The sequence below is a fragment of the Carboxydothermus islandicus genome (genome assembly GCF_001950325.1).
GTDB lineage: Bacteria > Bacillota > Z-2901 > Carboxydothermales > Carboxydothermaceae > Carboxydothermus > Carboxydothermus islandicus.
The window spans coordinates 36418-54827 of the sequence record NZ_BDJL01000007.1 but is presented as its reverse complement, the minus strand read 5'-3'; the positions used below and the strand labels follow the sequence as shown (position 1 = coordinate 54827).

Sequence of the window (18410 nt, the reverse complement as noted above, 5' to 3'; positions counted from 1 at the left end):
AGATCGTTATGGTTTTAAAGTTTACCGATGCCAATTTTGAAGATGAAGTGATAAATTCCGATATGCCGGTAGTGGTGGATTTTTGGGCGGAGTGGTGTGGTCCGTGCCGGATGATTGCCCCCATCATCGAAAGACTGGCGATTGATTATCTCGGTCAGGTTAAAGTTGGCAAGCTAAATGTTGATGAAAACCGGGAAACGGCTATTGCGCTTGGAATCATGAGCATTCCTACGGTAATGATTTTTAAAGATGGAAAGGTGCTTGATACCATTATCGGTTATCAGCCGGAAAATGTCTTTCGCGAGAAAATAGAAAAAGCGTTAAAAAAGTAGGTTAACAGCTTAATTGAGAAAAGGGAGAGTCCTAAGGTGTTTGCCAAAAAACAAGCGGTTATAATTTACGAGCGGTGCAAAAACTGTGAAGTCTGCGAACCCCAAAGGAATTGTCCGGCTTACGCTATAGTTAAGGAAGATGATGAGTACTATATCGCCCCTTCCTGTCAGGGTTGTGGATACTGCCGCAAGTTTTGTCCGTATAACGCAATTGAGCTTACCAATTAGGTGATTGCCTTGTTAGAAAAGATTATAGCTCGTTACGAAAAGGAATCGGGTGAAGGACTTTCCTGCGGCAATAATATAGCGATGGGAAGTTTAAAACCGGGCATGATAGTACTGGACCTGGGATGCGGCAATGGGGGAGAAACAATTAGAGCTGCCCAAATCGTTGCTCCGGGAATTGCCGTTGGCCTTGATATTACCGAAAAACTTTTAGAAAAGGGGCAAAAAAAAGCCCGGGAACAGGGAGTTAAAAACGTTGTTTTTATCAAAGGTGAAATAGAAAACTTACCTTTTGTTGGGGAAAGCTTTGATGTGGTGATTTCCAACTGTGCTTTAAATCATGCCCGGGATAAGTTAAAAGTCTACCGGGAAATTTACCGGGTTTTAAAGGAAGACGGCTATTTTGTTGTATCCGACCCGGTTAGTCTGGTGGAACTTCCACCGGAAATAAAAAACAACGAGGAACTCTGGGCCCAGTGTTTTGCCGGAGCAGAAGAAGAGTCGAAGTACTTACGCTACATTATCGACGCCGGGTTTACTCTGGAGATTTTAAAAAGAAGAGAATACGAAAAAAACGGCTATCCTTTTGCCAGTCTTACCATTAAAGGTACCAAGAAAAGGAGGTGAAATCATGAAAGCTATTACCAGAAAACAAACTGCAAAGTGTGATTACAACCTTGGTTGCGCTCAGTGCTGCTCCAAGACCTCCAAGGTGGTTGCAGGCTGCCACGACTAATTTTCACCCGGAAAAGAGGAGAGAATATGTACTTTAGTAAATATAACTTGATTTTACCCTTTGAAGATAGTTACTTGCTTTTAAATCCTCTTTCCGGAGCGGTGGATTTGCTGGAAGAAAGCGATTACCAAATCTTAGAGGAGCTAAGAAAAAGCTCCTCTAAAAATTTTGACTGGCAATTTACCGCTTACCTCCGGGAAAGAGGTTATCTATATGAGGATAAAGAGGAAGAAGAGAAAAAATTAACCGAAACCTTTAAAGAATTTTTGGAGATAAACAATACCTCCCCTACCCAGATTTTTTTTGTACCAACTTACAACTGTAATTTAGCGTGCAGTTACTGTTTTCAGCAGGGGATTAAAGATAAAAAAGATTTACCAACCAAAGAGGTTTTGGATGCCTTTTTTAATTACGTAAAGCAAAATTTTAAAAACGAGCCGGAAAAGCCGTTTTTAACTTTATTTGGCGGTGAACCGTTAATTGCTTCGGAATACCAAAAAGAAGTTATAGCTTATTTTCTCTATCAAGCGAAAATTAACGGGTATGAAGTTTCAATAGTTACCAACGGTTATGCCCTTAAGGAGTACATGCCAATTTTAATAAAGGGCGTAATTAAAGAAGTGCAAATTACCGTTGACGGGCCACCGGAAGTTCACGATCAGCGGCGGGTTACCAAAGGTGGCGGTAAAACCTTTGACCGGATTTTTGAGGGGATGCTTCTTTTAAAAGAAGCAGGGATTCCTATAAATCTGCGGGCTGTAGTGGATAAAAGCAATCTTATAACCCTGGTTGAACTGGCTAAGCTTCTTGATGAAAACGGCTTTTTGGATTTACCCAAAAGTAAGTTTAAAACCCAGATAGGAAGAAATTACGAGCTGTTCGAATGCCAGGACCAGAGTCAAAACTTGTATGACCGCCTATCTCTCTGGGCAGAATATGCCAGGCTTTCTAAACAATATCCGATTTTGCAAAAATTCCACTTGCCGGAATTTAAAGGAGTAAAGTATTTGGTGGACAACGGGGAGATGCCCTTTCCCACTTACGATAACTGCCCGGCATTTAAAAAGGAGTGGGCTTTTGACTATCAGGGAAAGATTTACGGTTGCACCGCCAATGTAGGCCGGGAAGAGTTCATGGTAGGAACCTTTTATCCGGAAGTTCGCCTTGATGAAGAAAAAATCAAACCCTGGCAAGAGCGATCAATTTTGACTATCCCAAAATGCCGGGAATGCGAAGTGGCCCTTTTGTGTGGGGGCGGTTGTGGTACCGTTGCTTACAACCGGGAAAAAACCGTTTTAGCCCCGGACTGCCGGCCAATTCGCGAGCTCTGGGAAATCGGAGTAAATTACTACAGCAAAGAAATTAAAGCTTTAGGAGAGAACTAAATATGGCGTATACCGAAGGCTGTTTGATTTGCGGTGCCGAGATTACCTACCAGGAGGAACCGGAGGAGAAAACCTGCACCATCTGCGGAAAAAAAGAATTAAGTCAGGCCGGGTGCAGTCAAGGACATTTTGTTTGCAGTGACTGCCACCGGGGGGAACATTTAAAGACTATCATAAATTTTTGTCAAAACACCGATTGGCAAAACCCGGTGGATATCTTTGATTATCTTACCCAGGTGCCGGGTTTTCCCCTGCATGGTCCAGAACACCATGCTTTAACTGCAGCAAGTTTAATTGCCGCTTATCAGAATATTACCGGGCAAAAAAATCCCAAAGCCATTCGGGATGCGGTGGTGCGGGCTAAACAGTTAGTCGGCGGTAGTTGTGGGCTCTGGGGGGCCTGCAGTGCAGCTCTGGGTGCAGGAATTGCCTTTTCGATAATTTTTGGTAATACTCCGTTGTCCCGGGAAAGATGGGGGGATGCTAACCGGGCTACCGGTAAAATCCTGGAAAAAATCGGCGCTATCGGTGGCCCAAGATGCTGCAAAAGGACTTCTTATTTAAGCTTAATAAACGGAGCTAAAATCTTAGAACAGCTTACGGGAATAAGGTTTCCGCTAACCGCACCTAAATGTATGTTTAGCCGTCGTAATAAAGAGTGCTTAAAGGAAAAATGCCCCTTTTACCCCGGATGATTGATAAATTTTCGGGAAAAATAAGAAAAAATCGTATAAGGGGGTAATTAAATGACCGAGTTAATTTTAACACCGGAAGAAAGAGAAGTTTTATTAAAAGCTATTGACCATTGTTTAGATACGTGTAAATCCGGGGGAGCAGCAAGTGGATGTCCGGACTGCGAAACCCTGGAAAAAATAAAGCAAAAGCTTTAAAAATTTTAACTCAAGGGGGAGAGGAAAATGAGCGAAAAAGTTATATATTTAAGTCAAGAACAGTTTGACGAAGTGGTTTTAAAAAGTGATGTTCCGGTAATTGTGGATTTTTATTCCGAAGATTGTCCGCCCTGCGAGGCCTTAGCGCCGGCTTATGAAAAGCTTGCTCACCAGTACGGGGATAAGTTTAAGTTTGTTAAAATTTACCGGCAACAAAACCGACCTTTGGCTGAAAAGCTGGGAGTGAAGGGTAGCCCCACTGTCCTGTTTTATGTTAACGGCCAGGAAGTGGGTGAGCGGCTTACCGGGTATATCTCCAAGCGTCAGCTAAGGGAAGCCATGGAAAAAGCCTTTGGCCAGAAACTTTTGCCGGAAGTTCCGGAAACGGTTAAATATGATGTTATTGTTCTTGGGGGAGGTCCGGCCGGTTTAAGTGCTGCCCTGTATACTGCCCGGGCCAAGTTAAGAACCATTGTGGTGGATGAAAGTGTTCCCGGAGGCCAGGCGGCTACCACATACCATATTGCCAACTATCCCGGAACTTCCGGAACGGTCAGAGGTAAGGAACTTACTCAAAATATGCTGAATCAAGCCTTGTCTTTTGGTGCAGAGGTTGATGATTTAAAAGAAGTACTGAAAGTAGAATTAACCGGTGATGTTAAGAGAGTAGTGACTGAAGATAAAATTTATGAAGCTCCGGCCATCATTTTAGCCACCGGAGCGGAACCGAGAAAACTTCCGGCGGAAGGGGAAGACCTTTTCCGGGGCCGCGGCGTTCACTACTGTGCTACCTGTGACGGGGCTATGTACCAGGGCATGAAGGTGGTTGTGGTTGGCGGTGGCAACTCGGCGGTAGAAGAAGCGGTATTTTTGACCCGTTTTGCCACCGAAGTTACAATTATTCATCAGTTTGACCACTTCCAGGCTTCCAAAGTTGCCCAGGAAGAAGCTTTTGCCAATCCCAAAATAAAAGTTATCTGGGATTCGGAAGTACGTAAGGTTGTTGGGGATAAACATGTAACCGGCGTGGTGATTGAAAATCTGAAAACCAAAGAACTTTCTACCGTGCCTACCGATGGGGTGTTTGTTTACATCGGAACTCAACCTAAAACCAATTTGTTTGCCGGACAGGTAGAGATGAACGAATGGGGTTATATTATTACCGATGAAGAAATGCGGACCAATATACCGGGAGTTTTTGCGGCAGGAGATTTACGGCAGAAGTCAGTACGGCAGGCGGTAACCGCTGCGGCGGATGGGGTAATTGCGGCGGTGAATGTGGAGAGATATCTTGCCAGTAAAAAGTAAATTTAGTATTATTGAAAAGGGGCACCCCCGCGGGTGCCCCTTAAAATAATTTAAAATAATTTATAGGTATAACAAGATTGAATACCCCCCGTTAAACTTAGATATGTTATAAGTTATAAAGAGACTTAAAGAAAGGGAGATGCGGAGATGAATATAACATTTACCGAGGAAGCTAAAAAATACCTGGAAGGAAAAGATGACACCATTAGAATTGAGTTTATGGCCTACGGAGGTGGGTGATGCCCGGTACAGCAACTACCCACCGTGTTTGTGGGAAAACCGCAGGATGAAAGATTTTTTAATCTTTATGAAGTAGAAGGAATTAAGGTTTATGTGCCGAAAAATACAATAGCGGTTAAAGATCCGGTTAAAATCTACCTTGAAGGCAAGTGGATGTTTCAACGCTTAGAGGTTGATGGCCTTGATCTTGCTTAATATTTTTTAGGGGGGTATTATCTTGCCTTTAAAAACGATTGTCATCTTGACAGCAGTAATTTTACTGGTGTTGAGTGGTTTTCCAACCCTGGGAGAAGTAAACCAAGACGTTTTAAATGATGTAATTCATAGTTTTTGGGCTCCGGACTTTTGTGGTATGAACCTTGCTGACTGCCCTGCTGATTCCGCTGAAGAAATGCGGAATCAAATCAAAGAAATGCTGGAACAGGGAAAAACCAAACAGGAAATTATAAATTACTACACAAACCTTTACGGTACCAAAATTTTAGCGGAGCCCCCCAAAACGGGTGTATTTGCGGCAGTTTGGATTATGCCTGCAATTGCAATAGTTGCCGGCGGTGTATTAGTTTACACCGTGGTCAGAAAACGCCGGAAGGAAGAAAAGGTGGAGGAGAAAAAAGAGCTGCCGGTGGACGATGACCTTAGTATGGAAGTGGAAAAGGAGCTGAAGAAATATTTATAAGTGGCTAACAATTGGCATTTCTCCAGTTGCTTTAAAGATTGGCTCGCTGGAAATTCGCTGGTACGGAGTTCTGATGGCGATAAGTGTTTTAATTGGTACTTATCTTGCTTTAAAAGAAGCCAAGCGGAAAAATATCCATGAGGATCACATTTACAACTTGGTTTTACTCGGAGCTCCAATAGGGTGGATTGGGGCCCGGATCTGGTACGTCCTCTGGAACTGGGATTATTACAGCAAGTATCCGGCCGAGATTCCGGCTATCTGGCATGGCGGGCTTGCCTTTCACGGTGGTATTTTAGCGGCAATCCTGGTGGGGGTTGTTTACGCCCGGATAAAAAAGCATTCTTTTTGGCAACTGGCGGACCTTTTTGCTCCCAGCATAATTTTAGGGCAGGCAATTGGCCGCTGGGGGAATTATTTTAACCAGGAAGCTTATGGCTATCCTACCGATCTTCCCTGGGCTATGTATATTGACGGTGCCTGGCGCCATCCCACCTTTTTATACGAATCCATCTGGGATCTGGGGGTGTTTTTATATCTCTGGCTAACCCGTAAAAAACAAAGATATAGTGGCGAAATCTTTTTGAAATATCTTCTCTGGTATTCGGTAGGAAGGTTTATTGTGGAAGGTTTTCGGATGGATAGCTTCTGGGTTGGCCCCTTTCGCTTAGAACAGCTTTTAAGCGCAGGTTTAATCTTCTTTAGCCTTATCATGATGAAGGTGTTGGGGAGAAATGAGGGAGAGAATTAGCAGTATTCTTTCGGTTATTACTGCGGTTTTGGGGTGCATTACCTGAGTGGGACCGGTAATATTGGCCTCCCTGGGTCTGGGAGGAGCGTCTTTTTCGTTTTTTGCGCCGTTGGCCCCTTACCGGAGTTTCTTTTTGGTTATTACCTTTGTTTTCTTAGGTTACGCCTTTTATGAAACATATTTTAAAGGCAAAAGTTCAAAATTAAACAAAATAGTCCTCTGGTCGGCAACCGTTCTGGTTGTGATAGTATTAACTTATACTTATCGCTATACCTTACTAAATTTATTCACCTTTTAAGGGGAGGGGTTTTGTTGCCAAAGAGCAAATATGTATTTTGGACAATAATAGTTTTGCTATTATTTGCTTTGACGGGATGCTTAAAAGCAGGTTATAAGGATTTAGAGCCCGGTGAAGCCAAAAAACTGATTGATGAAAATCCAATGCTTTTTATTATGGATGTTAGAGAACCTTATGAATACGCCGAAGTGCGTATCCCCGGTTCCCATAATATTCCTATGGGAGAAGTGGAACAGCAGTTACCAAACATTGATAAGGAACAAGAGATTTTGGTGGTTTGTGAAACCGGAAGCCGTTCGGCAAGTATTGCCCAGATGCTGGTGAGTAAAGGTTACAAGCATGTTTACAATTTAAAAGGGGGCATTGCTAACTGGCCCTATGAATTGGAAAAGTAAAAAACACACCCGCGCCAAAAAAGGTGCGAGTGTGTTTTTTTGTCAGTTAGAGCGTGTTTACCGCTTTTAAAATTCTTTCTTCATCCAAACCGATAATAACTTCTTTATCGTTAATAATCAATGTAGGTACCGTGGTATAGCCGGTAGTTTTAAACATCCGCTCAAAGGCATCAAGGTCTTTTGTAATATCGTAATCGGTAAAATTTAACCCTTTTGCCTGCAGGAAATTTCGCACTGCGCGGCAATACGGACAGGTAGGGGTACTGAATAACTCAATTTTTGCCATGTCTATGACCTCCTTTACTCATAGTATAACTTGCAGAAGGGAAAAATGATACCGAAAAAAATTTTACCACAGGGCTATTGACAGAAGTGAGATGGTTTTTTAAAATAGTAAATGTAAATAGTAATTATTATTAATAATAAATCGATGGAGGGATGGTTAATGGATTTACAGCTTATTAATGAAAACCAAATCGGGGTTGCAAAAGACTCTGAGGTTTTAGCGGCGGTTGAAGGTGAGTTTAAAGGTGAAACCTATGAAGTAGGAGTATATCTGGCAATGGCCCGGCAGGCGGAAAGGGAAGGACTGCCGGAAGTAGCGCGGGTTCTCGAAAAAATTGCCTTGGAAGAAGCCTGGCATGCTGCCCGTTTTGCCGAACTTGCCGGCAAAATTTCTTCCAGTACCAAAGAAAATATCGAAAAAATGCTGAAAGGTGAAATGGAAGCCAATAAAGGTAAAAAAGAAGCAGCTAAAAAAGCCAAAGAATTAGGTTTGGATGAAGTACATGATGCATTGGACGAATCTTCCCGGGATGAAGCAAGACATGCCCGGGCATTGAAAGGCTTACTGGATAGGTACTTTAAATAAAAAAGGTCCGGGTAACCCCGGGCTTTTTTCTTTCTTGACAATTTCAGGAAGTGTTAATATAAACTTAGTTATAGATAAAAAATTACTTCCGTGGATGGGGGACTGCAGTGTTTGGAAGTTATTTTGGGAAAATTATCTTAAGCTTTTTTTCCTTTTTTTTCTTAACGGTTATTTTACACGGGGGATTTAGAGGGTATCTGAAAAGCCTTTTTGTTTCCCTGAAACGCTTATTAACTACCAGGGAGTATTTATTATATTTCCTGGGGATTCTTCTTCTCTTGCTTTTGGATGTGCTGGAATTAAAAGGGGAGAGTGGTTTTCCTTCTTCTTACCTTTATTCGTACTTTATTGCCAAAATTGAAGCTCCCTTGATTATTAAGTTACAGAGCTTTCAGCCCGCCTGGTTAGTATTTTTGTTGAGCTATGTCTACGTTTTTCTTTTTCCGGTTTTGTTTGTAGCTATCCTTTATTACGGTTTAATAAAAGATAACAAAACGATAATTGCCGGACTTTTTTATATTTATCTTATCAACTATTTAGTGGCGATGCCTTTTTATGTTAACCTGCCGGTATATGAAGCCTGGTCGATTCACCCGGGAATTAAACTTTTAATAGAGAAATACTACCCCCAATTTAATGTGGAGTACCGCTCCTTTTCCGGAATTAATAACAATTTTCCCAGTCTCCACACTGCCCTTTCGGTTAGCTTTTTCTATTTAGCTTTTAAACTTCGAGATAAAAGGCTTACGGGTGTACTGGGGGTTTCCACGGGCTTGATAGTGATTTCCACCATTTACCTGGGAATTCACTGGATAATTGACATTATCGCAGGCATCTTTTTGGGAGTTGGGGTGGTTTATTTTTACACCTACCAAATAGAAGAGCGGGAAATTATGGTAAATTTTTACAAAAAATTAGCTTTTGCTTTTTTAGCAATAGTCTTTTTTCTTGGCGGACTGATTAATGGGGCACCCCATGCGGAAAAATATTATGCTTACTTGAAACAGCAGGTGAGTTACATGGAGCTTCAGGAAAAAGCAGCAACCAAGCTGAAAAGTTTGTATGATGTTTTTAAAAATGAGTTCAAGGAATTTACCGACCGGCTATAATTAAGCCGGAATTTTCTTTTAAAGGCAGGAATTTAAAAAAAAATAGCGAAAGCATATAGTATTTTAAGAAAAGTCAAAATATTAAAATATTATTGAAAGCAGGGTGAGGAGATGGAACTACTAAAACAGTACTGGAAAAAAGAAAAAAGGGCCCTTGCCCGGATAATTTCTTTGGTGGAAAATAACGGGCCGGAAAAAGAAGAAGTTTTAGCTGAAATTTATCCCCATACCGGTAGAGCGCAGATCATTGGGATTACCGGGGCTCCGGGGGCGGGAAAAAGTTCGTTAACCGATAGTTTAATCGAACTTCTGCGGCGGGAAGGGAAAACGGTAGCGGTGGTAGCGGTAGATCCTTCAAGCCCGTTTACCGGCGGAGCTCTTTTAGGGGATAGAATTCGCATGCAAAACCATGCGCTGGATGAAGGGGTATTTATTCGCAGTCTGGGAAGTAGAGGAAGCCTTGGTGGAATTTCAGCAGCCACCAAAGATGTTGTGAAAGTTTTGGACGCCTTTGGTTTTGATTATATAATTGTGGAAACTGTTGGCGTGGGTCAGGGCGAACTGGATGTTATGCATGTGGCGGACACCGTTTTGGTGGTTTTAACTCCTGCTGCCGGCGATAGTATTCAAACCATAAAGGCGGGTATTATGGAGATTGCCGATATTTTTGTGGTTAATAAAGCGGACTTACCCGGTGCCGGGAAAATGGTAACGGATGTAAATGCTATGTTAGACTTAAAAGGTGAGCAACTGGTCTGGCGTCCTCCGGTAATTAAAACGTCTACCACTACCGGCGAAGGTCTGGAAGAGCTTTTAAAACTTATAAAAAAACACTTTGCCTTTTTGGCGGAAAGCTCTGAGTTGGAAAAGCGGCGCCAGGAACGACGGGAGCGGGAAATTATCGAAATAGCCATGAACACCCTTTACCAGAAACTTAAGGTTTTATTAGCGGAAGAAGATATTAAACTTTTAATTGACAGGGTAAACCGCAAGGAAATTCCGCCGCAGGCGGCTTCTGAAGAGCTCTTAAAACGGCTGGGGGTAAGAAGGTAATGCTCCATCTTTATTATGGGCCGGGAAAAGGAAAAAGTACCGCGGCACTGGGAATGCTTTTAAGGGCTTACGGCCATGGATTTAAGGTAGCTTACTTTGGTTTTCTAAAAGGAGAAGGGTTTTACGGGGAATTTGAAGCGCTGAAAAAACTGGACATTGAAAAATATTGCCTTGGGAAAAGCTGCCCTTATGCCTCGTTAATTAAAACGGGAATAAAATCCTGTCCGGTAATGGATAACTGTAACCTTTGCCACGTAAACCTTAAAAATCCGGACCAGGAAGATAAAAAGCTTTTTCGGGAAGGATTTTTCTGGGCCAAAGCTCAAATTAATGCTTCTTCCTACCGGTTGGTTGTGATGGATGAATTAGCATTAGCGGCAAAGATTGATTTAATTGCTGAAGAGAGTTTAACATCTTTTCTTAAAGAGATAAAAAGAAAAGAAAATCTTGAAATGATAATTACCGGACGGGAAGCGCCGCTTTACCTTAAGTCTTATGCCGACTATATTACTTATTTTGCAGAAGAGAAGCATCCTTTTACTGAGCTTGGTCTTACTTCCCGAAAGGGGGTTGAGTTTTAACGGGAAAATCAACCGTTTAACCCCTAAAAATTGCAGTTCACGGTAAGTTTATTGGAATCAGCGACGTTTTGGATTATAACTAAAAGTAGTAATACTTTTAGAGGAGGGGTTTTTTATGCCAAACATGGTAGACTATGAAAAAACTTACCGTGAATTTCGGCACCAGGTGCCCGAGTATTTCAATTTTGCCCGGGATACTTTTGATGTCTGGGCTCAAGATCCAAATAAACTTGCTATGCTCTGGGTCGACGATTTGGGCAATGAACGACGTTTTACATTTAAACAATTTTCAGAATTATCAAAACAGACAGCCAATTTCTTTAATTCACTCGGGGTTAAGCAGGGGGACCGAATTTTAGTTATTTTGCCGCGATTACCGGAATGGTGGGTAATTTACCTGGCGGCAATTCGGGCTGGAATAGTTTTTATTCCGGGGACTACTCAGCTGACCTCGAAGGATATTAAATACCGGGTGGAAACAGCGGAAACGGTTATGTTAATTACCGATGAGGATAATGCTCCCAAGGTGGAAGAAATTAAAGGAGAGTTACCGGTATTAAAACATCTCGTAATCGTGGGCAAGAGAGACGGCTGGCTTTCCTTTAACGAGGAGATTGCTAAATTTAGTCCGGAGTATGAAACTGTAAACACAAGAAGCGATGACCCGGCGATTATCTTTTTCACATCGGGAACTACCGGCTATCCCAAAATGGCTGTGCACACTCATGCCAGTTACCCGATAGGCCATTATACTACCGGAAAGTACTGGCTGGATTTAACTCCCGATGACCTGCACTGGAATATATCAGACACCGGATGGGCAAAAGCGGCCTGGTCCAGCTTCTTTGGACCGTGGATTTGCGGTGCAGCAATTTTTGTCCACCATTCGGTAGGTAAATTTGACGCTAAAAAAACTTTGGAACTTTTAGCGAAATATCCTATAACGACTTTCTGTGGTCCTCCTACCGCCTACAGGGTTTTTGTTCTGGAAGATTTAAAACAGTATAAGTTCCCTCATTTACGCCATTGCGTTGCTGCTGGCGAACCTTTAAACCCCGAGGTAATCAAAGTGTGGAAGGAAGCAACGGGGCTAACCATCCGGGATGGTTACGGACAAACGGAAACCTGCATCTTAGTGGCGAACTTCCCCTGCTTTGAGGTAAAACCTGGCTCAATGGGGAAACCGGCGCCCGGTTATTATGTTTCTATAATTGACGATGAAGGGAACGAACTGCCGCCCGGTAAGGAAGGTAATATTGCCATTAAAGTTAAACCGGAGCGGCCGGTGGGACTGTTTAAAGAGTACTGGAAAAATCCCGATAAAACCGCCGAGGTGTTCCGGGGCGATTGGTATTTAACCGGCGACCGGGCTATTAAAGATGAGGATGGTTACTTCTGGTTTGTGGGCCGGGCCGATGATGTTATCCTGGCTGCCGGCTACCGGATAGGACCGTTTGAGGTGGAAAGTGCTTTGGTAGAGCATCCGGCGGTGGCCGAGGCGGCGGTTGTGGCAAGCCCCGATGAAATACGGGGAGAAATTGTCAAGGCGTTTGTGGTACTGGCTCCGGGATATTCTCCGTCGGAGGAACTGGTTAAAGAACTGCAGGAGCATGTGAAGAAAGTTACCGCCCCTTACAAGTATCCGCGGGAGATTGAATTTATCGATGCATTACCCAAAACCGTTTCCGGTAAGATCCGGCGGGTGGAGTTGAGGGAAAGGGAGTGGGCCAAAAAGCTCGGTAAAAAGAAATAATTTTCCGTAGAAAAGGGAGGGAGATTTATGGATGATTTAAAAAAAGCTTATGAAGAGTGGCAGAAGAAGTACCAGGAAAAATGCCCCGATAAAGATGAAGATTTTGTTACCATTTCCGGTGAACCGATAAAAAGCCTTTATACACCACTGGATTTGGAGGGGCACAATTACCTGGAAAAATTAGGATTCCCCGGGGAATATCCCTTTACCCGGGGAATCCACTACAACATGTACCGGGGGAAGGTCTGGACTTTCCGTCAGTTTTCCGGCTTTGCCACTGCCAAGGAAACCAATGAACGGTACAAAATGCTTTTGGCCAAAGGGCAGACCGGTTTATCGGTAGCTTTTGATATGCCCACTATTATGGGTTATGACTCGGATCACCCGCGGGCCGAAGGAGAAGTGGGACGCTGCGGCGTAGCGATTGACTCCCTGGCAGATATGGAGGAGCTTTTTGACGGTATTCCCCTTGACAAGGTGAGCACCTCGATGACCATCAATGGTCCGGCAGCGGTTCTCTGGGCAATGTATATTGCCTGTGCCGAAAAACAGGGGGTACCTTCGGAAAAGCTTTCCGGCACCATCCAAAACGATATTTTAAAAGAGTATATAGCGCAGAAATCCTGGATTTTCCCGCCGGAGCCGTCCATGCGGATTATCACCGATATCTTTGCTTACGGTGCCAAGCACGTGCCCAGGTGGAACACGATCAGCATTTCCGGTTACCATATTCGAGAAGCGGGAGCCACGGCAGTTCAGGAATTAGCTTTTACCTTGGCCGATGGTTTTGCTTATGTGGAGGCGGGAATTAAAGCCGGCCTTGATGTAGATGAGTTTGCTCCGAGACTTTCCTTCTTCTTTAATTCGCACATGGATTTCTTTGAAGAAATAGCTAAGTTTAGAGCGGCCCGGCGCATCTGGGCCCGACGGATGAAAGAAAAGTATGGAGCTAAGAATCCGCGGTCCTGGTTGTTAAGATTTCACACCCAGACGGCGGGATGCAGCTTAACCGCCCAGCAGCCGGAAAATAATATCGTTCGTACTGCCTTTGAAGCTTTGGCGGCGGTTTTGGGAGGTACCCAGTCCCTCCATACCAACTCCATGGATGAAGTTTTAGCTCTGCCTACGGAAAAAGCGGTAACCATTGCTTTAAGAACGCAGCAAATAATTGCCCACGAAACCGGTGTCATTAACACCATTGATCCCCTGGGCGGTTCGTATTATGTGGAAGCGTTAACCGATAAAATGGAAGAGGAAGCGGAAAAATACTTCAAGAAAATTGAAGAACTGGGAGGAGTTATTGAAGCCATCAACAAAGGTTTCTTCCAGCAGGAAATTGCCGATGCGGCTTATCGTTACCAGCAGGCGGTGGAGCGGAAAAAACGGATTATCGTGGGAGTCAATGAATACGTAGAAGAAGATGAAAAGATCGACATTCCGATCTTGAAAATTGATCCCGAGGTGGAAGAGCGGCAAAAACGGAAGTTAAAATCCTTAAGGGCTACCCGGGATAATGAAAAAGTGGAAATTGCCCTGCGGGAATTAAAAGATGCGGCGCGGGGAACGGATAATTTAATGCCGTATATTTTAAATGCGGTTCGGGTTTATGCCACCGAAGGGGAAATTATTCAAAGCTTAAAAGAAGTATTTGGGGAATACAAAGAAAAGCCGATTTTCTAAGGGAGGGGAGAAAATGGCACGGAAAATAAGAGTACTGGTAGCTAAACCCGGACTGGATGGTCACGATCGCGGCGCCAAAGTGGTGGCCCGGGCGCTTCGGGATGCGGGTATGGAGGTCATCTATACCGGATTGCACCAGACCCCCGAACAAATCGTCCAGGCAGCCATTCAGGAAGATGTTGATGTGGTGGGTATCAGCATTTTATCCGGTGCCCATATGACCGTTTTTCCCAAAGTAAAAAAACTTTTGGAGGAAAAGGGAGCGGGAGATATCATCGTCATGGGGGGCGGAATAATACCGGACGATGATAAAAAGGAACTGATAGAAAAAGGGTACGCTGCCGAGCTCTTTACCCCGGGAACCCCTTTAGAGGAGATTATTGAATGGGTGCGGAAAAATGTAAAACCGAAAGAATATTAAAGAGTAAATTAAAAGCCCCCGGTTTTAGCCGGGGGTTTTTTTAGATTACTGCTGTTTTTACCTTGTTTTCTTTTAAACTTTGAAAGCCAATTTTCAGGGCTTTTTCGTTTACGGCAAGCACTTCCGGTTTATTTTTAAAAATATAGTTTAAATTAAGAAGAGCGGTTTCCAAGGAAATCAGGTTGGTTACGGCTAAAACTGCACCTAACATCACCATATTGGAAGCCCGGGATTCGCCGATTTTAAGAGCAAGTTCGTTGGCTGGTATTTTATGGATATGGATATCACTTTTTATTGTCGGGATGGAGGCGATAAGAGAGCTATTAATAAAAAGATGTCCACCTTTTTTTACCGTATCTTTAAACTTTAATAACGAAGGGGAGTTCATTGCCACCAGTACATCGGGCTCGGTAACTATCGGTGAGGCAATGAACCCTTTTTCTATCACTACACTGCAGTTGGCAGTACCCCCTCGCATTTCCGGGCCATAAGAAGGGATAAACGAACTATTAAAACCTTCTTTAATGGCAGCATGGGCTAACAGCATGCCCATGGCCATAATGCCCTGACCTCCAAAGCCTGCAAAGATAAACTCCATTTTACCATTCCCCTTCCGGTTTTTTAAATTCCCCCGGAGGATAATACCGGGTCATCGTTTCTTTGACATATTTTAAAGCGTTTACCGGACTTAAGCCCCAGTTGGTCGGACAGGTGGAGAGGATTTCAACCATGGAAAAGCCCAGCCCTTTTTCTTGCACGGTAAAGGCGGTTTTAATCGCTTTTTTAGCTTTTATAACCTGACCGGGGTCAGAGAGCGCTACCCGGGCGATATAAGCTACCCCATCTAAAGTGGCCAGCATTTCCGAGACTTTGAGGGGAAAGCCGTTATCTTTGGTGCGCCCTTCGGGGGTGGTAGTGGTTTTTTGGCCCATTAAAGTAGTGGGGGCCATTTGCCCACCGGTCATGCCGTAAATGGAGTTATTAATAAAGATTACCGTTATATTTTCTCCCCTTCCGGCGGCGTGAACGATTTCTCCCATGCCAATAGAAGCCAGGTCACCGTCTCCCTGATAAGTAAAGACAATTCTATCCGGCAGTGCCCTTTTAATTCCGGTAGCTACCGCCGGGGCTCGCCCGTGGGCAGCTTGCTGCATGTCAAGGTTAAAGTAGTCGTAGGCTAAAACCGAGCAGCCTACGGAGGCAACGCCAATGGTCTTTTCCGCCAATCCAAGTTCGTCAATGACTTCCGCTACTAAACGGTGGGCGATACCGTGGGTACAGCCCGGGCAATAATGAAAGGGTACCTTGGTTAAGCTTTCCGGCCGGGCTAAAATTTCTGCCATTATTCCTGCCCCCCTTCAAGGATTTCTAAGGTTCTTTGAAAAATTTTCTGGGGTGAGGGGACAATACCGCCGGCGGTGCCGTAAAAATAAACCGGTTTTTGGCCCTTTACTGCCCGTTCGACATCTTCGACCATTTGCCCCATACTCATTTCCACTACCATAAATCCTTTACTCTGGTTAACTTTTTCGGCAATTACGGTATAAGGGAAAGGCCACAGGGTTATCGGCCTGATTAACCCGGCATTGATACCTTTTTCCTTTAAAAGTTCAATTACTTTTAAAGAAATCCGGGCTGAGGAGCCATAGGCTACAAAGAAAAATTCAGCCTCTTCATTAATTACTTCTACCCGGACTTCTTTTTCGGCAATTTCTTGGTATTTTTTAAAGAGTTTTTGGTTGTGACTGAATAATCTTTCCGGATCAAGGTACAGGGAGTTTATAATGTTGGGTTCCCGGTTCTTTCGTCCACGGGTGGCCCAGGTTTTTTCTTCCAAGGGAAAAGCAGGGATATAAGGTTTTAACGTAACCGACTCCATCATTTGTCCCAGTAAACCGTCGCCCAGGACCATAACCGGATTTCGGTAGTGGTCGGCTAAATCAAAGGCTAACATGGTAAGGTCGTATAATTCTTGAACCGAAGAAGGAGCTAAGACAATTAAACGGTAGTCGCCGTGACCGCCGCCTTTGGTGGCCTGAAAATAATCCGATTGCGAAGGCTGGATGCCGCCAAGGCCGGGACCTCCCCGCATCATATTGACAATTACAGCGGGGAGTTCTGCTGCAGCAAGGTAGGAAATTCCCTCCTGCATTAGACTAATTCCCGGGCCGGAAGAGGAAGTCATGGTTCTAACGCCGGCGCCGGCTGCTCCGTAAACCATATTAATAGCCGCAACTTCACTTTCGGCTTGCAAAAAGGTGCCACCGGCCGGAGGAAGATGTTTGGCTAAATATTCACCAACTTCGTTTTGGGGGGTGATGGGATAGCCAAAATAAACTTTTAATCCGGCTCTAATTGCTGCTTCGGCCAGCGCTTCATTGCCTTTCATTAATACCGTTTCCATCGTTTATTTTCCCTCCCTCTGGACCGTGATAGCAAGGTCCGGGCACATGCGATAGCAGGTACCGCAGGCGGTGCAAACTTCCTGGTCAAAGCTTAAGACGCGGTAGCCCTTTTCATTTAAATTAGCGGTAAAGGTTATGGCTTTAACCGGACAAAATTCCACACAAAGACCGCAGGCTTTGCAGAGATTTTGATCGTAAATTATTTTTGGCAAGTTAAGCCCTCCTTTGTAAAAGCCGCTTTTTAGCATACAGGATGGCAGCTTCCTGAGGAGTTATCTTTTGTTCCCGGGAAAGAGTTAAGACTTCTTTAACTTTAGTGTAAATTGTGGCAACCTTAGCTTTTGCCCGGTTCTGATCATAGCCTTCCGGGTTTAATTCTTCGGCTACGTTAATTACTCCGCCGCCGTTTATGATGAAGTCCGGGACATAAACTATTCCGCGCTCCGCTAAAAGTTTACCGTCTTCCAGCTTGGCCAGCTGGTTATTGGCAGCACCGGCAACTATTTTTACTTTAAGCCGGGGAATGGTGTTTTCGTTTAAAATTCCTCCTAAAGCACAGGGAGCAAAGATATCGGCGTCGACATCATAAATTTGCTCTGGTTTAACAAAACGGGCGTTAAAACGCTTTACAGCTTCATTTACCCTATCTTCAAAGATATCAGTGACAATTAGTTCCGCCCCTTCCTGATGAAGGTGTTCTAAAAGATACATTCCCACATGGCCCAAACCTTGGACGGCAACTTTTTTGCCCTTAAGGGAAGGTTCGCCAAAAACATATTCTAAAGCTGCTTTCATCCCCATGTAGACACCAAGAGCGGTAAAGGGAGAGGGGTCGCCGCTTTTGGCGGGAAGCCCGGCAACATAAGGGGTGTGTTTGGATACTTCCAGCATATCCTGCGGGGTTATTCCTACGTCTTCAGCGGTATAGTATTTGCCCCCCAAGGCGTTTACTGCTTCGGCAAAGCGGGCAAAAAGTTCCGGTGTTTTGTCACTTCTCGGATCTCCTATAATTACCGCTTTACCGCCGCCAAGGTTTAAACCCATGGCGGAGTTTTTATAAGTCATTCCTTCGGCAAGACGCAGGACGTCGGTTAAGGCTTCTTCTTCACTTTTATAAAACCACATTCTGCATCCGCCAAGAGCAGGACCTAAAACCGTACTGTGGACGGCAATTATGGCTTTAAAGTTAGTCTTTTCATCGGTAGCAAAAAGTACGGTTTCATAACCTTGATAATTTTCCTTTTTAACAATTTCCATCCCCGTAACCCTCCAGAGAGTTTTTATTTTAAAAATTTTCA

The 18410-nt window shown here is 44.0% G+C and carries 25 protein-coding genes; 19 read left to right on the top strand and 6 right to left on the bottom strand.

Features of this window, described 5'->3' with window-relative positions:
- Nucleotides 1-8 precede the first annotated feature (8 nt).
- The 12 genes from trxA (at nucleotide 9) to ciss_RS01930 (ending at nucleotide 7239) form a co-directional block, all read left to right on the top strand.
- Nucleotides 9-332, top strand: coding sequence for a thioredoxin (trxA, locus tag ciss_RS01975; RefSeq protein ID WP_075864640.1), 324 nt, complete (start codon nucleotides 9-11; stop codon nucleotides 330-332).
- A 36-nt stretch (nucleotides 333-368) separates the two neighbouring features.
- Nucleotides 369-560: a 4Fe-4S binding protein gene (locus tag ciss_RS01970; protein ID WP_075864639.1), complete on the top strand. Its 192-nt coding sequence runs from the start codon at nucleotides 369-371 to the stop codon at nucleotides 558-560.
- Nucleotides 561-1184 carry a methyltransferase domain-containing protein gene (locus ciss_RS01965; protein ID WP_235837225.1) on the top strand — a complete coding sequence of 208 codons (624 nt, stop codon included), beginning with the start codon at nucleotides 561-563 and terminating at the stop codon, nucleotides 1182-1184.
- A gap of 135 nt (nucleotides 1185-1319) precedes the next feature.
- The gene (locus tag ciss_RS01960) at nucleotides 1320-2678 is read left to right on the top strand and encodes a radical SAM/SPASM domain-containing protein (protein WP_075864637.1); all 1359 of its coding nucleotides are present in this window, start codon (nucleotides 1320-1322) and stop codon (nucleotides 2676-2678) included.
- A 2-nt stretch (nucleotides 2679-2680) separates the two neighbouring features.
- Entirely contained in the window at nucleotides 2681-3373 is a 693-nt protein-coding gene (locus tag ciss_RS01955; protein WP_075864636.1) for a DUF5714 domain-containing protein, read from the top strand.
- A 51-nt stretch (nucleotides 3374-3424) separates the two neighbouring features.
- On the top strand, nucleotides 3425-3568 hold the full coding sequence (locus ciss_RS13220) for a hypothetical protein (protein ID WP_166503965.1): 144 nt from the start codon (nucleotides 3425-3427) through the stop codon (nucleotides 3566-3568).
- Between the two features lie 27 nt (nucleotides 3569-3595).
- The gene (gene trxB / locus ciss_RS01950; protein WP_075864635.1) at nucleotides 3596-4876 is read left to right on the top strand and encodes a thioredoxin-disulfide reductase; all 1281 of its coding nucleotides are present in this window, start codon (nucleotides 3596-3598) and stop codon (nucleotides 4874-4876) included.
- Nucleotides 4877-5023: 147 nt separating this feature from the next.
- The gene (locus tag ciss_RS13655) at nucleotides 5024-5311 is read left to right on the top strand and encodes a CC/Se motif family (seleno)protein (protein WP_268874187.1); all 288 of its coding nucleotides are present in this window, start codon (nucleotides 5024-5026) and stop codon (nucleotides 5309-5311) included.
- A gap of 22 nt (nucleotides 5312-5333) precedes the next feature.
- Nucleotides 5334-5795 (top strand): cytochrome c-type biogenesis protein, encoded by a 462-nt coding sequence (locus tag ciss_RS01945; protein ID WP_075864634.1) that lies wholly within the window; start codon nucleotides 5334-5336, stop codon nucleotides 5793-5795.
- Nucleotides 5788-6546, top strand: coding sequence for a prolipoprotein diacylglyceryl transferase (lgt, locus tag ciss_RS01940; RefSeq protein WP_369689001.1), 759 nt, complete (start codon nucleotides 5788-5790; stop codon nucleotides 6544-6546). Before ciss_RS01945 ends, lgt begins: the two co-directional genes overlap by 8 nt.
- Entirely contained in the window at nucleotides 6530-6844 is a 315-nt protein-coding gene (locus tag ciss_RS13935) for a mercuric transport selenoprotein (RefSeq protein ID WP_501161874.1), read from the top strand. The genes lgt and ciss_RS13935 overlap by 17 nt, the downstream gene beginning before the upstream one ends.
- Before the next feature lie 14 nt (nucleotides 6845-6858).
- Complete coding sequence (locus tag ciss_RS01930; protein WP_077177391.1) at nucleotides 6859-7239, top strand: rhodanese-like domain-containing protein; 381 nt, start codon at nucleotides 6859-6861, stop codon at nucleotides 7237-7239.
- A 46-nt stretch (nucleotides 7240-7285) separates the two neighbouring features.
- On the opposite strand, the gene ciss_RS01925 is transcribed toward ciss_RS01930, so the two are convergent.
- Nucleotides 7286-7525: a glutaredoxin family protein gene (locus ciss_RS01925; protein WP_075864631.1), complete on the bottom strand. Its 240-nt coding sequence runs from the start codon at nucleotides 7523-7525 to the stop codon at nucleotides 7286-7288.
- 159 nt (nucleotides 7526-7684) lie between these two features.
- On the opposite strand from ciss_RS01925, the gene ciss_RS01920 reads away from it, so the two are divergent.
- The 7 genes from ciss_RS01920 to ciss_RS01890 all read left to right on the top strand — a co-directional run bounded on the left by ciss_RS01920 (nucleotide 7685) and on the right by ciss_RS01890 (nucleotide 14707).
- Nucleotides 7685-8110, top strand: coding sequence for a ferritin-like domain-containing protein (locus tag ciss_RS01920; protein WP_075864630.1), 426 nt, complete (start codon nucleotides 7685-7687; stop codon nucleotides 8108-8110).
- A gap of 107 nt (nucleotides 8111-8217) precedes the next feature.
- Nucleotides 8218-9219 carry a phosphatase PAP2 family protein gene (locus tag ciss_RS01915; protein ID WP_075864629.1) on the top strand — a complete coding sequence of 334 codons (1002 nt, stop codon included), beginning with the start codon at nucleotides 8218-8220 and terminating at the stop codon, nucleotides 9217-9219.
- A 111-nt stretch (nucleotides 9220-9330) separates the two neighbouring features.
- On the top strand, nucleotides 9331-10272 hold the full coding sequence (gene meaB, locus ciss_RS01910; protein WP_075864628.1) for a methylmalonyl Co-A mutase-associated GTPase MeaB: 942 nt from the start codon (nucleotides 9331-9333) through the stop codon (nucleotides 10270-10272).
- The gene (locus ciss_RS01905) at nucleotides 10272-10853 is read left to right on the top strand and encodes a cob(I)yrinic acid a,c-diamide adenosyltransferase (protein ID WP_075864627.1); all 582 of its coding nucleotides are present in this window, start codon (nucleotides 10272-10274) and stop codon (nucleotides 10851-10853) included. Before meaB ends, ciss_RS01905 begins: the two co-directional genes overlap by 1 nt.
- 115 nt (nucleotides 10854-10968) lie before the next feature.
- Complete coding sequence (locus ciss_RS01900) at nucleotides 10969-12606, top strand: AMP-binding protein (protein WP_075864626.1); 1638 nt, start codon at nucleotides 10969-10971, stop codon at nucleotides 12604-12606.
- Between the two features lie 27 nt (nucleotides 12607-12633).
- The gene (locus tag ciss_RS01895) at nucleotides 12634-14286 is read left to right on the top strand and encodes an acyl-CoA mutase large subunit family protein (protein ID WP_075864625.1); all 1653 of its coding nucleotides are present in this window, start codon (nucleotides 12634-12636) and stop codon (nucleotides 14284-14286) included.
- A gap of 13 nt (nucleotides 14287-14299) precedes the next feature.
- Complete coding sequence (locus ciss_RS01890) at nucleotides 14300-14707, top strand: cobalamin B12-binding domain-containing protein (RefSeq protein WP_028051350.1); 408 nt, start codon at nucleotides 14300-14302, stop codon at nucleotides 14705-14707.
- Between the two features lie 40 nt (nucleotides 14708-14747).
- Here the strand turns inward: ciss_RS01890 and ciss_RS01885 are convergent, their stop codons facing one another.
- From ciss_RS01885 to ciss_RS01865, 5 genes are read right to left on the bottom strand one after another with little or no spacing between them, the layout of a single operon-like run.
- Nucleotides 14748-15305 (bottom strand): 2-oxoacid:ferredoxin oxidoreductase subunit gamma family protein, encoded by a 558-nt coding sequence (locus ciss_RS01885; RefSeq protein WP_075864624.1) that lies wholly within the window; start codon nucleotides 15303-15305, stop codon nucleotides 14748-14750.
- A gap of 1 nt (nucleotide 15306) precedes the next feature.
- Nucleotides 15307-16050: a thiamine pyrophosphate-dependent enzyme gene (locus tag ciss_RS01880; protein ID WP_075864623.1), complete on the bottom strand. Its 744-nt coding sequence runs from the start codon at nucleotides 16048-16050 to the stop codon at nucleotides 15307-15309.
- Entirely contained in the window at nucleotides 16050-17111 is a 1062-nt protein-coding gene (locus ciss_RS01875) for a 3-methyl-2-oxobutanoate dehydrogenase subunit VorB (RefSeq protein WP_075864622.1), read from the bottom strand. Before ciss_RS01875 ends, ciss_RS01880 begins: the two co-directional genes overlap by 1 nt.
- Before the next feature lie 3 nt (nucleotides 17112-17114).
- On the bottom strand, nucleotides 17115-17324 hold the full coding sequence (locus ciss_RS01870) for a 4Fe-4S binding protein (protein ID WP_077177389.1): 210 nt from the start codon (nucleotides 17322-17324) through the stop codon (nucleotides 17115-17117).
- Nucleotide 17325: 1 nt separating this feature from the next.
- Nucleotides 17326-18369: a Glu/Leu/Phe/Val family dehydrogenase gene (locus tag ciss_RS01865; RefSeq protein ID WP_075864620.1), complete on the bottom strand. Its 1044-nt coding sequence runs from the start codon at nucleotides 18367-18369 to the stop codon at nucleotides 17326-17328.
- Between the last annotated feature and the right edge of the window lie 41 nt (nucleotides 18370-18410).

Bases quoted from the DNA above. Each gene is read 5' to 3' on its own strand.
- trxA (WP_075864640.1), top strand. From the start codon at position 9: ATGGTTTTAAAGTTTACCGATGCCAATTTTGAAGATGAAGTGATAAAT.
- ciss_RS01960 (WP_075864637.1), top strand. From the start codon at position 1,320: ATGTACTTTAGTAAATATAACTTGATTTTACCCTTTGAAGATAGTTAC.
- ciss_RS01955 (WP_075864636.1), top strand. From the start codon at position 2,681: ATGGCGTATACCGAAGGCTGTTTGATTTGCGGTGCCGAGATTACCTAC.
- ciss_RS13220 (WP_166503965.1), top strand. From the start codon at position 3,425: ATGACCGAGTTAATTTTAACACCGGAAGAAAGAGAAGTTTTATTAAAA.
- trxB (WP_075864635.1), top strand. From the start codon at position 3,596: ATGAGCGAAAAAGTTATATATTTAAGTCAAGAACAGTTTGACGAAGTG.
- ciss_RS01925 (WP_075864631.1), bottom strand. From the start codon at position 7,525: ATGGCAAAAATTGAGTTATTCAGTACCCCTACCTGTCCGTATTGCCGC.
- ciss_RS01920 (WP_075864630.1), top strand. From the start codon at position 7,685: ATGGATTTACAGCTTATTAATGAAAACCAAATCGGGGTTGCAAAAGAC.
- meaB (WP_075864628.1), top strand. From the start codon at position 9,331: ATGGAACTACTAAAACAGTACTGGAAAAAAGAAAAAAGGGCCCTTGCC.
- ciss_RS01905 (WP_075864627.1), top strand. From the start codon at position 10,272: ATGCTCCATCTTTATTATGGGCCGGGAAAAGGAAAAAGTACCGCGGCA.
- ciss_RS01900 (WP_075864626.1), top strand. From the start codon at position 10,969: ATGCCAAACATGGTAGACTATGAAAAAACTTACCGTGAATTTCGGCAC.
- ciss_RS01895 (WP_075864625.1), top strand. From the start codon at position 12,634: ATGGATGATTTAAAAAAAGCTTATGAAGAGTGGCAGAAGAAGTACCAG.
- ciss_RS01890 (WP_028051350.1), top strand. From the start codon at position 14,300: ATGGCACGGAAAATAAGAGTACTGGTAGCTAAACCCGGACTGGATGGT.
- ciss_RS01885 (WP_075864624.1), bottom strand. From the start codon at position 15,305: ATGGAGTTTATCTTTGCAGGCTTTGGAGGTCAGGGCATTATGGCCATG.
- ciss_RS01880 (WP_075864623.1), bottom strand. From the start codon at position 16,050: ATGGCAGAAATTTTAGCCCGGCCGGAAAGCTTAACCAAGGTACCCTTT.
- ciss_RS01875 (WP_075864622.1), bottom strand. From the start codon at position 17,111: ATGGAAACGGTATTAATGAAAGGCAATGAAGCGCTGGCCGAAGCAGCA.
- ciss_RS01865 (WP_075864620.1), bottom strand. From the start codon at position 18,369: ATGGAAATTGTTAAAAAGGAAAATTATCAAGGTTATGAAACCGTACTT.